The sequence below is a fragment of the Pauljensenia sp. 20925_1_27 genome (assembly GCF_041432835.1).
Lineage (GTDB): Bacteria > Actinomycetota > Actinomycetes > Actinomycetales > Actinomycetaceae > Pauljensenia.
Window position 1 is genome coordinate 36,541 of record NZ_JAPWAH010000013.1, and the last position, 14,408, is coordinate 50,948.

Annotated in this window: 12 protein-coding genes; 4 read left to right on the forward strand and 8 right to left on the reverse strand. The window is 65.5% G+C overall.

The genetic code is table 11. The annotated features are described in order from the left end of the window. Positions 1 to 15: 15 nt before the first annotated feature. The 7 genes from O3684_RS07730 to O3684_RS07760 form a co-directional block, all read right to left on the reverse strand. Positions 16 to 1,632 (reverse strand): lysine--tRNA ligase, encoded by a 1,617-nt coding sequence (locus tag O3684_RS07730; protein ID WP_500066111.1) that lies wholly within the window; start codon positions 1,630 to 1,632, stop codon positions 16 to 18. Between the two features lie 115 nt (positions 1,633 to 1,747). After that, positions 1,748 to 2,944, reverse strand: a complete 1,197-nt coding sequence (locus O3684_RS07735) for an ATP-binding protein (RefSeq protein ID WP_500066112.1) — start codon at positions 2,942 to 2,944, stop codon at positions 1,748 to 1,750. 379 nt (positions 2,945 to 3,323) lie between these two features. Then, the gene (gene panD / locus O3684_RS07740) at positions 3,324 to 3,758 is read right to left on the reverse strand and encodes an aspartate 1-decarboxylase (RefSeq protein ID WP_500066114.1); all 435 of its coding nucleotides are present in this window, start codon (positions 3,756 to 3,758) and stop codon (positions 3,324 to 3,326) included. Then, positions 3,755 to 4,705: a pantoate--beta-alanine ligase gene (gene panC, locus O3684_RS07745; protein WP_500066116.1), complete on the reverse strand. Its 951-nt coding sequence runs from the start codon at positions 4,703 to 4,705 to the stop codon at positions 3,755 to 3,757. Before panC ends, panD begins: the two co-directional genes overlap by 4 nt. 132 nt (positions 4,706 to 4,837) lie before the next feature. Then, positions 4,838 to 5,725 (reverse strand): Rossmann-like and DUF2520 domain-containing protein, encoded by an 888-nt coding sequence (locus O3684_RS07750; protein ID WP_500066118.1) that lies wholly within the window; start codon positions 5,723 to 5,725, stop codon positions 4,838 to 4,840. Positions 5,726 to 5,750: 25 nt separating this feature from the next. Beyond that, the gene (locus tag O3684_RS07755) at positions 5,751 to 7,310 is read right to left on the reverse strand and encodes a PH domain-containing protein (protein ID WP_500066120.1); all 1,560 of its coding nucleotides are present in this window, start codon (positions 7,308 to 7,310) and stop codon (positions 5,751 to 5,753) included. After that, entirely contained in the window at positions 7,307 to 7,807 is a 501-nt protein-coding gene (locus O3684_RS07760) for a PH domain-containing protein (RefSeq protein ID WP_500066122.1), read from the reverse strand. Before O3684_RS07760 ends, O3684_RS07755 begins: the two co-directional genes overlap by 4 nt. 129 nt (positions 7,808 to 7,936) lie before the next feature. Between O3684_RS07760 and O3684_RS07765 the strand changes: the two genes are divergently transcribed. The 4 genes from O3684_RS07765 (at position 7,937) to O3684_RS07780 (ending at position 12,069) form a co-directional block, all read left to right on the forward strand. Further along, complete coding sequence (locus O3684_RS07765; RefSeq protein ID WP_500066124.1) at positions 7,937 to 8,659, forward strand: response regulator transcription factor; 723 nt, start codon at positions 7,937 to 7,939, stop codon at positions 8,657 to 8,659. Between the two features lies 1 nt (position 8,660). Then, positions 8,661 to 10,127: a sensor histidine kinase gene (locus O3684_RS07770; protein ID WP_500066126.1), complete on the forward strand. Its 1,467-nt coding sequence runs from the start codon at positions 8,661 to 8,663 to the stop codon at positions 10,125 to 10,127. A 176-nt stretch (positions 10,128 to 10,303) separates the two neighbouring features. Further along, positions 10,304 to 11,266, forward strand: coding sequence for an HD domain-containing protein (locus O3684_RS07775; RefSeq protein ID WP_500066128.1), 963 nt, complete (start codon positions 10,304 to 10,306; stop codon positions 11,264 to 11,266). Positions 11,267 to 11,775: 509 nt separating this feature from the next. Next, complete coding sequence (locus O3684_RS07780) at positions 11,776 to 12,069, forward strand: WXG100 family type VII secretion target (protein WP_500066130.1); 294 nt, start codon at positions 11,776 to 11,778, stop codon at positions 12,067 to 12,069. Between the two features lie 135 nt (positions 12,070 to 12,204). Here the strand turns inward: O3684_RS07780 and groL are convergent, their stop codons facing one another. Then, positions 12,205 to 13,833: a chaperonin GroEL gene (groL, locus tag O3684_RS07785; RefSeq protein ID WP_500062866.1), complete on the reverse strand. Its 1,629-nt coding sequence runs from the start codon at positions 13,831 to 13,833 to the stop codon at positions 12,205 to 12,207. Positions 13,834 to 14,408: the final 575 nt, after the last annotated feature.

The following is a 14,408-nucleotide window of genomic DNA, read 5'->3' on the forward strand; positions in this document are numbered from 1 at the left end:
CTCTCGCGTCTAACGTCAGCCCAGGCGCTTGACCAGCGGGAACGGGATCGTCTCGCGGATGCCCTGGCCGGTCAGCACCATCAGCAGGCGGTCGATGCCCATGCCCATGCCGCCGCACGGCGGGAAGCCCTGCTCCATGGCGACGAGGAAGTCCTCGTCCATGACCATGGCCTCGGGGTCGCCGTTGGCGGCCGCAAGTGCCTGCGCCTCGAAGCGCTCGCGCTGGACGACCGGGTCAGCCAGCTCGGAGTAGGCGGTGCCCGTCTCGAAGCCGCGCACGTACAGGTCCCACTTTTCGGTCAGGCCGGGGCGCGAGCGGTGGTAGCGGGTCAGCGGGGAGGTGTCCTCCGGGAAGTCGTAGACGAAGGTCGGCGCCCACAGCTTGGAGGCGACGAGCTCCTCGAAGATGTCTTCGACGATCTTGCCGGAGACCGCGTAGTCGTCGACCTCCAGGCCGATGCGCTCGGCGTACTTGACGAGGGTCTCGCGCGGCGTCTCCACCGTGATCTCCTCGCCCAGGGCCTCGGAGGTGGAACCGTACAGGTCGATACGATCCCACTGCCCCGACAAGTCGTACTCGGTGCCGTCGGCCAGGCGGACGATCTCCTCGCCCTCAGACAGGTCGAACGCGTCGCGCGCAGCCTGCTGGATGAGGTCACGCGTCAGCTCGGCCATGCCGTTGTAGTCCGAGTAGGCCTCGTAGGCCTCCAGAGACGTGAACTCGGGGCTGTGGGAGGAGTCCATGCCCTCGTTGCGGAAGTTGCGGTTCATCTCGAAGACGCGGTCCACGCCGCCGACGACCGCGCGCTTGAGGTAGATCTCCGTCGCGATGCGCAGGTAGAGATCGGTGTCGAGCGCGTTCATGTGCGTGACGAAGGGACGCGCGGCAGCACCGCCGTGGATCGCCTGCAGCATCGGCGTCTCGAGCTCGATGTAGTCGCGGCGGAAGAAGTTCTCGCGGATCGAACGATTGACGGCCGCGCGAATGCGGATCATGTCGCGCGCGGCGGGGCGCGTGATCAGGTCAAGCTCGCGGCGGCGGATGCGCTGGTCCTCGGACAGGGTGATCTCTTCGCCGTCCTCGGTGGTCCAGGTCTTGGGCAGGGGGCGGATCGCCTTGGAGGCGATGGCCCACGAGGCATCGGGGGCGGGCAGCGCGGTGGGCGCGGCGTCGTAGGCGGCCTGTGCCTCGGGCGTGACCTCTGCGGGGGTCGCGAAGATCGACAGCTCGCCGCGGCGCGAGGAGATGACGCGGCCGTGGACGAAGAGGTGATCGCCCAGGTCGACGTCGTTCTTGTAGGCGGCCAGGGACTCGGCACCGACGGAGGCGGCGGAGAGCATGACCTGAATCTTGTTGCCCTCACCGTCCATGAGGGTCGCGAAGCACAGCTTGCCGCCGTTGCGCGCGAGGATGACGCGGCCCGCCAGGCCCACGTAGTCCTCGGTCTCTTCGCCGGCCTCGAGGTGAGCGTACTTCTCGCGCACCGCCTTGATGGTGGTGGTGATCGGCAGGCGCACGGGGTAGGCGGGAATGCCGGCCTCCATGAGGCGGGCGCGCTTGGCCGCGCGAACCTTGACCTGCTCGGGGGTGTCGTCTGCGGGTGCTTGCGTGGGCGTAGAAGAATCGGTCATGCGCCTATCGTACCGGGATTTGGCCCCGCGACGAGGCAGGGGCCCGGTTGGGCAGATCACGAAGCGTTCGGCCCGTTTCCTTCTCGCGCTGTCAGTGGGACTCCCCGACGTTCGTTCATGAGGCGGTGAGAGCGGCCAGTGAGAACGTGGTAACCCCGCCCTCGAGCGTCATCGTTGGACCATCAGCCGTCACGACAGCAGCAAAGGAAGGCTCCCCCATGCGCTCATCGTCAACCACCTCAAGGAATCGCATCAGACTCTTGGCTCCAGCAGGTATCGCGGGTTGCCCGAGCTTGACCTCAATCGCTCCCCATCGACCATCAGGGAGCTCGGCAATCACATCGACCTCTCGTCCCGCCTTATCTCGGTAGTGCATGACCTGCCCCCCAAGCTCCTGCATGTAGGTGCGCAGGTGCTGGACGACCATCGATTCGAACCAGAGTCCCGCCGTGTTCAAGTCCGCGAGCAGCTTACGCGAGGATGCTCCCAAGGCCGCAGCAGCCAGCGCCGGATCAACAAAGTGAACCTTAGAGGCGGAGCGAATAGCAGTCTTCGAGCGTATCTGTGGAGACCACGCGTCTTGTTCCTCGACAAGGAAGATACGTTCCAACGAACCGATGTACCCGCTAACGGTACGCGGCTGAATATCACCGACGCCTCGCATATCCGCCGCGATCGTTGTCAGCTTCAGCTCGGACGACAGGTTGCGCGCCAGCGAGCGCAGCAAAGCTGTCACTGTTCGTGGGTTACGGCGCGGTTCATCATCCAGGCGCGCAATGTCACTGACAGCAACATCCTCAAGGTACGCGCGCAGATTACGCTGGGCGTCCTTCTCTGCCAAATCAAGGTCTGCTGGCCACCCTCCATGCACGAGGGCAGAGAGCATTGTGGGAACATCCATCGGCGAGGTGAGAGCAGGGGTGGGCAAATCACCGTCGAAGAGGCCCCCGAGCGAGACGGTTCCAACTCCTAGCCCACGCTCTTCGAGAGTCATAGGGCGCATCCGCAGACGCACGAATCTGTGTGCACCGGAGTGTCGCATCGCATCCTGAGCGGGAACCGATGACCCGGTGAAAATGAACTGGCCCTTCATGCCACGCCGATCGATCTCATGCCTGGCCGTATTCCACAGCTCGGGTGCCAGCTGCCACTCATCAACGAGGCGCGGAGTCTCGCCCTCGAGCAGCAAGCGCGGATCCACCTGGAGAGCAGCTGCAACACTAGGCGAACCATCATCGAGGATCACGACCGATTCGGCGTGGTGGCGCCCCGTCTGCGTCTTGCCGGACGCACGGACACCATCGATCAGCACACCACCCGAGGTTCGCAATGCAGATTCGACGCTATGATCAAGAATACGCGACCGGTACATTTTCCCTCTCTTTCAAGCAAAAAGTAGCACATGAAGCTGTTGTAGCGCATGTTTTGGCCACATTTCAGCGCATGTTTTGGACAGACATTAGCGCATGTTTTGGCTTCATTCTAGCGCGCGTTTCGGACGTAAAGTTGCGCATGTTGTGCCTGCCTCGGCTCTGGCGTCACCTCTTCACGGCAGCTGGGCCCCACTGGTGGCAACGGAGGCAGGGCACCCACACCGCCTCCACTTGGGTTAACGCGCACATAAAAGGGCCCCAGATACACGAAGCACCCACTGTCACCAGTGGGCGCTTGCCCGTGCTGTCAAGCGTTGGTCAGACGCCGGAGCTCTTCAAGCCCAGTTCGCGAGCCCGCTGCGAGTCCTCCGGAACCGTGCCCGCATGGTCGCCGGCGCTGACGATCCTGTTGGAGCCGTCGACGAAGACGACGGACGGCTTGACCCGGCGCACGAGCGATTCGGGCACCTGGGCGTAAGCCATGATGATGACCAGATCGCCCACGGTCACCTTGTGGGCGGCCGCGCCGTTGAGCTGAATCGTGCCGCTGCCTCGCTCACCCGCGATCGTGTAGGTCGAGAGGCGCTCGCCGTTGTTGACGTCGACGATGTCGACCTTCTGCCCGGAAACGATGTTCGCGGCGTCCAGTAGGTCCTCGTCCACCGTGATCGACCCGACGTAATGCAGGTCGGCGCCGGTGACGACGGCGCGGTGGATCTTGCCGATCGCCATCTCGCGGGTCATTTCCATCATGCGAGGTCCCCCGCACGCTCGGCGAGGCCGACGGGTGTGGAGGCACCGCGCAGCGGCACCTCCATGTTGTCGATGAGGCGGGTCGTGCCCACCTTGGCGGCGATGAGGATGCGTCCCTCGCGCGAGCCGTCGGACAGGATCGTGGGAGCAGCAGCCCCCTCGCCGACGGGCACGGACTCGGTGCCCGCAAGGATTTCGAAGGTCCCCGCGTCCACGAGCGCGATGTAGTCCAGGTCAATGCCGCCCTCGGCCTCGATGACCGAGCGGCATTCGGACACGATGTCCGCAGGCTGCGCCCCGGCCTCGGCGGCCTCGGCACCGCGACGAAGCGCGCGCGAGAGCGCACGGGCGCGGATGCGTTCCTCATCGCTCAGGTACTGGTTGCGGCTGGACAGGGCGACGCCGTCCTCGGCGCGCACGATCGGCACGGGGTGGACGCGCACGGGGATGTCCAGCTGCGAGAAAACGGTACGCAGGACGGCCAGCTGCTGAGCGTCCTTCTGCCCGTACAGCGCCACGTCGGGGCGCACGAGGTTGACGACCTTCGTGCACACCAGGGCGACGCCCGCGAAGTGCGTGGGGCGCGTCTCGCCCTCGAGGACACGCGCGATCGGGCCCGGATCAATCGACACGGTCGCGGGCGTGGGGTAGACGTCCTGCGGCGCGGGCGCCCACACGAGGTCCGCACCCACCGTCTCGAGCGCGTCCATGTCCGCATCCAGGGTGCGCGGGTAGGCGTCGTAATCCTCACCAGGCGCAAACTGCGTCGGGTTCACGAAGATCGTGACGATCACGTGATCGGCCAGTTCGCGGGCTTCGCGCACGAGCTGCAGGTGCCCGGCGTGGAGGGCACCCATGGTCATCACGAGGGCCTTCGTGCCGTGCAGGTGCGACAGAGCGTCAGCCAGCTCGGCACGCGTGTGGGTGAGGACAGAACGATGGGTCATAGTCCTATTCTTGCAACTTCGGCCCGCCGGTGCGCAATCGAGTCGCTTTCCTCACGCCTTCTATCTCCGCGACGAGGCCGGGGTTGAGAGCGCGCTCGCAGGTGCGCGTGAGGGGAACGAGGTCTGGAGACGTCAGGCGCCCGGATCGAGCAGGGCAGCCTCAACGCTGGTGGCGGACCGTTCGTCGAGGAGACGCGCGTCGCGCAGCAGGCGGGTCAGGGCACGGGTCATGTCCGCGTAGGTGTCCCGCTCCCCCGCGAGGCCCTCGCGGGCACCGAGGCAGCGGGTGTGCGCCGCGATCGTTCCCGCATCCCCGCGGGCGGCGGGTCCAGAGATGCCGGCGACCCCCTCGGTGAGCGCGCGGTCGAGGGCAGCTTCGAGGAGGGGACGCACGTAGAGGGCGGGATTCTCGATGCCCGCCTGCGCGAGAATCCGCGTCGTCTGCACGGTAATACCCGCGATGAAGTTGGCACCGTGGGCGAGACCGGCGTGATAGAGGGGACGGTCCTCCTCGGCGACGACGACGGGTTCGCCGCCCATCTCGACGACGAGGGCCTGGGCGATCGGCAGGAAGGGGGCCGCCGCCGTCACCGCGAAGGGCGTGCCGACGAGGCGCGCCACGTCGACGCTGGTCCCCGTGAACGTCATCGCCGGGTGGATCGCCAGCGGGATTGCCCCCGAGCCCGCGGCGGCGTCGAGCAGCCCGACGCCGGAGGCACCCGACAGGTGAATGACGATGTGCCCGTTCTGCCAGGCCCCCAGGTCGGCCAGGCCTCTCACGAGGGGGCCGATCTGGTCGTCGGGAACGGCCACGATGACCACCTCGGAACGGCGCACGACCTCCTCGGGCGTCGCAATCGGAACGCCGGGGAGCATCGCATCCGCGCGCTCGCGGGAGGCCTGCGATGACGCTGAAACGGCGACGATCTGATGCCCGACCGCGCGCAGGGCGGAGCCGATGACGGGGCCGACGTGGCCCATGCCGATGATGCCGATTCCGAGGCGTCCGGGGGTGCTCATGGCTCCATTGTCGCCGATCGCCGCTCTACTTGTCGTCCTGCGCGCGCGGCGAGGTCGCCTCGACGATCGCGGTGACGCGGGAGAGCCAGCGCTCGGGAGCCTCGGCCTCGCGGCGGACCTTCGAGGCCTGCGACAGCTGCGACCACAGCTCCAGGCAGCGGCCCGCCTCGACATGCTCGGCCATGGATGCCACCGGTCCGGGGACCAGCGCGGCGCGCACCGAGGCGACGCGGCGCCAGCGCTGAATGGGGCCCTGATGCAGCGACACCGACTGGATGCGCGTCAGAGGGATGATCGAGAAACGCAGGTTGAAAAAGCCGTCGCGGATCGCGAACACGGCGTCGGTGAGGCCGAAGGCGCGGCGCTTGTGCACCAAAGGATCCAGGATCCTCGCGCTGGGCGGGATCGGTGTCATCCAGCGATCCTCGCCCGTGCCGACGCGGAGGGACTCAAGGAAGCCGTCAGGATCCTCCACCCCCAGGTCCGGGATCGCCATCGCGATCGCCTGGATGACCTCCGTGCGGCTGCCGACGGGAAGCAGCACGTCGGAGGCCACATCGACCTGCATGCCCTTGTTCTTCTCGTCCGACGTGTGCGCCGCGTTGCCGGCCTGCGTGATCTCCACGCGATACCAGCCAAACAGTCGCCAGATCAGCGGCTGCGTCACCTCGATGGCGTGGATGCGCCCCGGAGGGATCGTCACGTGACGGCGAGCCGTCAGGCCGCGGTTAATACGCACGCCATCGGCAGCGATCGCCGCGGTGAAACCGAACTCTCGATCGAAACGCGCCCAGACGCCCGCCAGGAGGCTGAACGCGCCCGCCAGGATGCCCAGGAAACTCATGATCGACGTCACCCCGACGACACCCACGAGGAAACCGTTGAGACCCAGGAGGAAGACGCCGAAGAACAGGGCGATCGCTTTGTCGATGGTCGCCAACATGGACGCCAGGAGCTTGACGAACCCAACCTTAAACACGGGGCGCTCGGGGGCCTCCAGCGGTGTTTTCGCCGTCGCCACGCGGGCCGAGGCCGGGGAAAGGTCAGCCGGATCCACGGCCTCGTCAATCGCACCCGAAGCGAGCGCAAGGAGGAGGGCGCGCAGCTCCTCGAGGCGACGAGAATTGAGCAGACCGAGCTTGATGCTCGAATCCCCACCGCCCGCGACCTCAATGTCCAGATAGCCCAGACCCAGGATGCGCCCCACGAGCGAGTAGGACACGTTGATCGTCTGGATGCGCGTCAGCCTCGCGTGGCGCTGCGTGCGCTTGAGGATGCCGGCGCGGTACCAGATCGCCGTGTTGCTCACCGCGTAGCGGGTCTTCGTCCACGACAGGTAGCAGTACGCGCCCGCGATGGCGAGAACAACGCCCGCAATCATCGCAAGACCGAGGAAGATGCCGGTGGTTGCGAGCCACGCCGGCGTCTCACCGTTGAGCATGCGCCCGATCGCGGAGGCGTTGCTCAGGGACACCGCACCGACGACACCCATGACGCTTCCCACCACGCGCGGAAGGTAGGTGAGCGGGTGAAGCGGCTTCCAGTCCTCGGGGGCGATGCCGTCGGAGGAGAGGTCCGCGCTCATAGGCCCATCAGCTCCGCCGAGCCGCGCTCCGCCAGGACGTCGCGCAGGCGGGCCGCGTCCGCGACCGGCACGCCGCCAAGCGTCGCGTCGGTGTGCGCGCTCGCCGTCGAGAGCTTGATCGTGGAGATGCCGAGGATGCGCAGCACGGGACCCTGATAGATGTCGACGTACTGGATGCGTCCGTAGGGCACGAGGGTCATCGAGCGCTTGAGAACGCCGCGGCGGATCACGAAGTCCGTCTCGGCCAATGCGTAGCGCAGTGCTCGCACCTGGGCGGGCACGAGCCAGAGGCACACCAGTGCGATGGCGGCGGGCACGGCCGTGAGCCACCACAGCGCCGGGATGTCGACGATGAGGACGAGGCCGGAGATCGCTCCGCACAGGGCACCGCAGGCCGCGAGGGCGTTGCCGAGGCGCAGGGTGGCGAGTTTGGTGGACACGTGCTGGAATTCGACGCCTTCGGGCGAGAGGACGTCCACTGAGCTGCGGGATGACATGCTTCAATTCTTGCACATCTTTTCCGTGCCTTTCCAAGCCCTTTATCCCCGCAAGATCAACCCGGGTGATACACCACATCAGAGTCGCACCCATCGCTCCCATCTACCTCACAGGAAACATTCAGACACATGGGCGACACTAGTCGTATGAGCACCCCGGGAACCGAAGCAAAACTCCTCGTCGTCGACGACGAACCTAACATCCGCGACCTCCTCGCCTCCTCCCTCCGCTTTGCCGGCTTCGACGTCGTTACCGCCGAAGACGGCAGCGGCGCATTCCACGAAGCCCAGGCCTCGCGCCCCGACCTCATCGTCCTCGACGTCATGCTGCCCGACATGGACGGCTTCACCGTCACGCGGCGCCTGCGCGACGCCGGAATCACCACCCCCGTCCTCTTCCTCACCGCGCGCGACGACATGCGCGACAAGATTCAGGGCCTGACCGTCGGCGGCGACGACTACGTCACCAAGCCCTTCGGCCTCGAAGAGGTCGTCGCCCGCATCCGCGCCATCCTGCGCCGCACCATGGGCTCCGAAGAAGACGATGCCCTCCTGCGCGTCGGAGACCTCGTCATCGACGAGGACGCCCACGAAGTCACACGCGCCGGCGTCCCCATCGACCTGTCCCCCACCGAGTTCAAGCTCCTACGCTACCTCGTCATCAACGCCGGACGCGTCGTCTCCAAGATGCAGATCCTTGACCACGTGTGGGAATACGACTGGGACGGCGAAGTCGCCATCGTCGAGTCCTACATCTCCTACCTGCGACGCAAGCTCGCCGTCGAAGGAGCCTCCGGCGAACTGATCCACACCAAGCGCGGCGTCGGCTACATCCTGCGCGCTGAGGACTGACGTGCGCCCCGGCCTCGCCCAACGCATCGAAGCCTGGTGGGATTCCAAACCCCTTTCCTCCCAGCTCGTCACGCTCATCACCTCCCTACTCGCCGTCGGCCTCTCGCTATCCGGAACGGTCATGATCGGCCTGTTGCAGCGCCACCTCACCTCCCAAATCGACGACCAGCTCATCGCAACCGCCCACACGCTGCAGATCACCGCCTCGACAGCCACCTTCTCCAGCGACGGCCAAGGCGGCATCCCCACCCTCTACTACATCCACATCCGCAACACCGACGGAACCGACCGCTACTTCTACTCCGACGACACCCTCAAAGTATCGGGTAAACCCAACCTTCCCGACCTCGTCGACACCTCCTCGGCCCCCGTCTCCTCGTTCAGCACCCTGCCCGTCACCGTCTCCTCGTCGAAAGTTGGCCTCGGGTGGCGCGCCCTCGTCGTGCCCGTATACGACCAGGACTCCGGGCAGTTCTCCGGATACATGACCATCGCCCTGCCCCTATCCGACCTGCAGCACACGCTGCGCACGACGGCCTCCTACTTCGCGGTCGCCGGCTCAATCATCGTCGCGATCGGAGCATGGACGGGCCGCGTCCTCGTGCGACGCGCCCTCCTCCCCCTGCGTTCCATCGAATCCACCGCAGGCAAAATCGCCGCCGGAGACCTCACGAAGCGCGTCACCCCCCACCCCGTCACCACCGAAGTCGGCTCCCTCGCCCTCTCGCTCAACACCATGCTCACCCAGGTCGAGCAATCCTTCGAAGCCCGCCAAGCCTCGGAACAAAAAATCAAGCGCTTCGTCTCCGACGCCTCCCACGAGCTACGCACCCCGCTGGCCGCCATCTCCGGATACTGCGAGCTTTACGCCATGGGCGGCGTCCCCGCCGAACGCACCGACGAAGTCATGGGCCGCATCGCCTCCGAATCATCACGCATGGCCACCCTCGTCGAAGACCTCCTCACCCTCGCTCGCCTCGACGAGGGACGCCCCCTCGACATCACCGACATCGACCTCGTCAAACTCGCCGACAACGCGGTCTTCGACCTCCAAGCACTCGACCCCACGCGCACAGTCGGGCTTACCGGCATCAGCGGACGCACACCCCCCATGACGCTCATCGTCCCCGGCGACCGCGACCGGCTCTCACAGGTCTTCACCAACCTCATCGGCAACATCGTGCGATACACGCCCGAAGGCTCCCCCGTCGAAATCGCCCTCGGACGCAGCGGCGACACCGCCATCGTCGAACTGCGCGACCACGGGCCCGGCATCGACGAAACCGACCGCGGACGCGTCTTCGAACGCTTCTACCGTGCCGACAGCTCACGCAACCGCAAATCCGGCGGATCCGGCCTCGGCCTCGCCATCGTCTCGGGCATCCTCGCAGCCCACAGGGGAAACGCGTCACTCACCAAGACGAAAGGCGGCGGACTCACCGTCCGCATCGAACTCCCCACGACGTGAACGACATAACGAGCAGAACTCACACCGCCGAGTTTTCCGCTCAATTTTCGCGTTTTCCAGCACGACAGTTCATGCGAAACGATCGGGATTTCCCCCGATTTTTTGCCAACGAACGTGACCTGCGCTCAAAAGCGCACTAGCATGGCTCAGGTATTCCTCAACAAGGAGAGTGGCCCATGGGTGCTCAAGCACCTCAGTGGCTGCTGACGTCTTTCGTTGACGCCATGCAGCAAATCGGCGCAACCGCGAGCCAGTCGGACCTCGAACACGAGGGCATCGACCTCGCACAGCGCTGGAGCGCGCCGGAACGCCAGATGCACAATCTGCGTCGGCTCATGAACACGCTCACCCACATCGATGAAATTTCCTCGTCCGCGCACGATCCCGACATCCTGCGCGTCGCCGCGTGGTACCACGGAGCCTTCCTCAACAAGGCCCTCGAGATCAAACTCGGGGGTTTCCAGGCGAACTTCGCGTCCACCCGCTGCATCGATCACGCGCACAACCGCCTCACCAATCTCGGCGTGCCCGAGGAGGTCGTCGTCCGCGTCGACGAACTCATCGCCTTCCTGACGCGTCACCGCGCGCCACGCACCGATTTTGACGCGCAGGTACTCGTCGACGCCGACCTGGCCTGCCTGTCGTGCAGCCCCCAGGACTACAAGAAGCTGCGGTGCTCACTGCGCGCCGAACTCAGTGAACTCGACGACCTGCAATTCGTCAAAGCACGCATGGCGCTCGTCAAGAAGCTCCTCAGCTACGAGACGATCTACCAATCCCCTCTCGGCTCCACCTGGGAAGACACCGCCCGCGCGAACCTCGAGGTCGAACTGACCCGGCTCGAACGCGAGAAAGCCCAACTGTGCCAGGCCGCCCAGACCGAGGACACGGACGACAGCGACGACGCGGATGACACCGACGAGGTCGTGGAAGACTCCACGACCACGACCGGCACCCTGATCATCAAGCGGCGCTCAATCAAGAAGCGCGTGCCCGTCGCCACCCCGGACGACGAGGCCACATCAACCGGTGTTCTGCCTCGCAAGATCGAGGAAAACACGGATTCCGACGAGGACGTGGAGACCACCTCCTCCCTCGAATCGGCCGTCGAATCCCTGGACCTTCCGACCGCCGACTGACGAGGCCGCGGGCTGGTCGTACTTGCTCAGGTCGTCTGACGCGTCGACCAATGGAGCCGCCCTCTCCACACGGGGGGCGGCTCCATCACTTTGCCACGCATGTTCAGGCTCGAAGCGCCCATGGGCGGCGGCCCAGGCCTCGCACCCAGCCATCACGCACGTCATTGCCGAGCCCACACCCAATTCCGCATGCAATTCCCCCACGACTATTTCAAACCTTGAATTCACAACGTTGGAATTGCAACGTTTCCAGACTTTGTTGAAACTTCACCGAATCGAATTGCATGCGACTTTTCGGAGGGCAGGCCCCGCCGCCACCCACGGGCGCCGCAGCCAAGCCCTCGGCAACTTAGCCGTCATCGATACAGGCATACCTCGGGGTTATCCACAGGCACTTTTCCTATCAGACAGTTATCCACAGGGCTCTGATTCTGCCTGGATCACGCGCTGTCACGCGCGTAGCGTCGATGTTGACGGACCCACCCGGGGTCCCACAAAGGAGTGACATCATGACCGCATACGCCGTCGACGCCGAACAGATTTCCGCCGCAGCCGCCCAGGCTTGCGCAACCGCATCCACCATCCGCACCGAGGTCGATACGATGATGGCCCAACTCTTAGCGCTGCAGGACTCATGGACCGGCGGCGCTCAGGTGAACTTCCAAGCATCCATCACGCAGTGGCAAGCCGTCCAAGCGCAGACACACGACGCCCTCGACGGCATCTCCACGCAACTACAGGCAGCCGCCGCCACCTACTCCGATGCGGAGGCACACTCCGCCGCCCTCTTCGCCGGAGCCTAAGCCGCCCGCTCGGGGCAGCAATTCCGGCCAAGGCTCCTACGCCTCGTGCCAATGCCTCGGGCTGGTAGACAGACGCCTGGGGGCGGGACCCTCACAGGCCCCGCCCCCAGGCGGATCAGCTTAACGCTGAGCGGCTCAGTACATGCCGCCCATGCCAGCAGCTGCATCGTCGCCACCGGCGGCCGGGGGCTCCGGCTTGTCGGCAACAACGGCCTCGGTCGTCAGGAACATGCCCGCGATCGACGCAGCGTTCTGCAGCGCGGAACGGGTGACCTTGACCGGGTCGGAGATGCCGGCGGCCATGAGGTCGGTGTACTCGCCGGTCGCGGCGTTCAGGCCGTGGCCGGGCTCCATGTTGGCAACGCGATCAGCGACCACGCCGCCCTCGACGCCCGCGTTCTCAGCGATCTGCTTGAGCGGAGCGGAGACGGACAGGCGCACGATGTTCACGCCGGTCGCCTCGTCGCCGGTGAGAGCGTCGAGCTTGGGCAGCGCCACGGCGGCGGCCTGGATCAGGGCGACGCCGCCGCCGGCGACCAGGCCCTCTTCGGAAGCCGCGCGAGCGTTACGAACGGCGTCCTCGATGCGATGCTTGCGCTCCTTGAGCTCGACCTCGGTGGCCGCGCCGGACTTGATGACGGCGACGCCGCCAGCCAGCTTGGCGAGGCGCTCCTGCAGCTTCTCGCGGTCGTAGTCGGAGTCGGTGTTCTCGATCTCCTGGCGAATCTGGCGCACGCGGGCATCCAGCATGTCCTTGTCGCCAGCGCCCTCGACGATGGTGGTCTCATCCTTGGAGACGACGATCTTGCGGGCGCGGCCAAGCAGCTCGAGGTCAGCGTTCTCGAGGGAGAGGCCGACGGTCTCGGAGATGACCTGGCCGCCCGTCAGGATGGCCATGTCCTGCAGCATCGCCTTGCGGCGCTCGCCGAAGCCGGGGGCCTTGACGGCCACGGACTTGAAGGTGCCGCGGATCTTGTTGACGACCAGCGTGGCGAGGGCTTCACCCTCGACGTCCTCGGCGATGATCGCGAGGGGCTTGCCGGTCTGCATGACCTTCTCCAGGACGGGGACGATGTCCTTGACGTTGGAGATCTTGGAGTCCATGAGGAGGACGTAGGCGTCCTCGAGGACGGCTTCCTGACGCTCCTGATCGGTCACGAAGTAGGCCGACAGGTAGCCCTTGTCGAAGCGCATACCCTCTGTGGTCTCCAGGGTGGTGTCGAAGGAGTTGGTCTCCTCGACGGTGACGACGCCCTCGGCGCCGACCTTCTCGAAGGCCTCGGCAATGAGCTTGCCGATGGCGGGATCGTTGGCGGAGATGGAGGCCGTGGCAGCGATCTGCTCGGTGGTCTCGACGGGCTTGGCGTCGGCGTGCAGCTGGGCGACGATGGCCTCGACGGCCTGGTCGATGCCGCGCTTGAGGGCGATCGGGTTGGAGCCGGCGGCAACGTTACGCAGGCCCTCGTGGACCAGTGCCTGTGCCAGAACGGTCGCGGTGGTCGTGCCGTCACCCGCGACATCGTCGGTCTTCTTGGCAACTTCCTTCACCAGCTCGGCGCCGATGCGCTCGAACGGATCGTCCAGGTCGATTTCCTTGGCGACGGAAACGCCATCCTTGGTGATCGTGGGGGCGCCCCACTTCTTGTCGAGCACGACGTTGCGACCCTTGGGGCCGAGCGTCACCTTGACGGTGTCGGCCAGCAGGTTGAGGCCGTTCTCCATGCCGCGACGGGCATCCTCATCAAACTTGATGATCTTGCTCATTGAAAATATGTCCTTCCGCGATGCGGATCGGGTCCGATGCCCGCGACGGACGGTCGCTTGTGTGAGGCGACCTCATCGAACCGGTGGTCTTATCACTCTCCATGTCGGAGTGCTAACTATGATTTTGGCACTCTACACCTCAGAGTGCAAGGCGAGGTCACGGACCTTGAGCCGGATGCGCTCAGGGCGTAACGCGCGACAATGAGGCCGAGGGTAAGCATGCATAACACTCCCCATCAGGGCGCGATCGAGGCATCAGACTGAGGCGACACTTGGCCCTCTCTACGTCCGTTCACAAGGTCTCACACAGACCGCGCGCAGGACGATATGGACGAAGCGACGACACGCCATCGAGCCCCATCCCCATCGAATACGAGGAAGTTCGTCGAAGCCGATGCGCGGAGCACGGATCTGCTACCCAAGAGTTCCACGTCTCATGCGCGAGGACCATCGACGAATTTCCCCCAGGTGCGTGACGAACCGGAATTCATCCTGCACGATCTCGCTGGACCATACCCGGCATATAACTCTCCCAGCCGCCCGGCTCGACGGCCCACCCGGTACAAAACTCTCCC

Excerpts from the sequence above, each read along its gene's own strand:
- O3684_RS07730 (WP_500066111.1), bottom strand. The coding sequence starts at position 1,632 with ATGACCGATTCTTCTACGCCCACGCAAGCACCCGCAGACGACACCCCC.
- panD (WP_500066114.1), bottom strand. The coding sequence starts at position 3,758 with ATGATGGAAATGACCCGCGAGATGGCGATCGGCAAGATCCACCGCGCC.
- panC (WP_500066116.1), bottom strand. The coding sequence starts at position 4,705 with ATGACCCATCGTTCTGTCCTCACCCACACGCGTGCCGAGCTGGCTGAC.
- O3684_RS07750 (WP_500066118.1), bottom strand. The coding sequence starts at position 5,725 with ATGAGCACCCCCGGACGCCTCGGAATCGGCATCATCGGCATGGGCCAC.
- O3684_RS07755 (WP_500066120.1), bottom strand. The coding sequence starts at position 7,310 with ATGAGCGCGGACCTCTCCTCCGACGGCATCGCCCCCGAGGACTGGAAG.
- O3684_RS07760 (WP_500066122.1), bottom strand. The coding sequence starts at position 7,807 with ATGTCATCCCGCAGCTCAGTGGACGTCCTCTCGCCCGAAGGCGTCGAA.
- O3684_RS07765 (WP_500066124.1), top strand. The coding sequence starts at position 7,937 with ATGGGCGACACTAGTCGTATGAGCACCCCGGGAACCGAAGCAAAACTC.
- O3684_RS07775 (WP_500066128.1), top strand. The coding sequence starts at position 10,304 with ATGGGTGCTCAAGCACCTCAGTGGCTGCTGACGTCTTTCGTTGACGCC.
- O3684_RS07780 (WP_500066130.1), top strand. The coding sequence starts at position 11,776 with ATGACCGCATACGCCGTCGACGCCGAACAGATTTCCGCCGCAGCCGCC.
- groL (WP_500062866.1), bottom strand. The coding sequence starts at position 13,833 with ATGAGCAAGATCATCAAGTTTGATGAGGATGCCCGTCGCGGCATGGAG.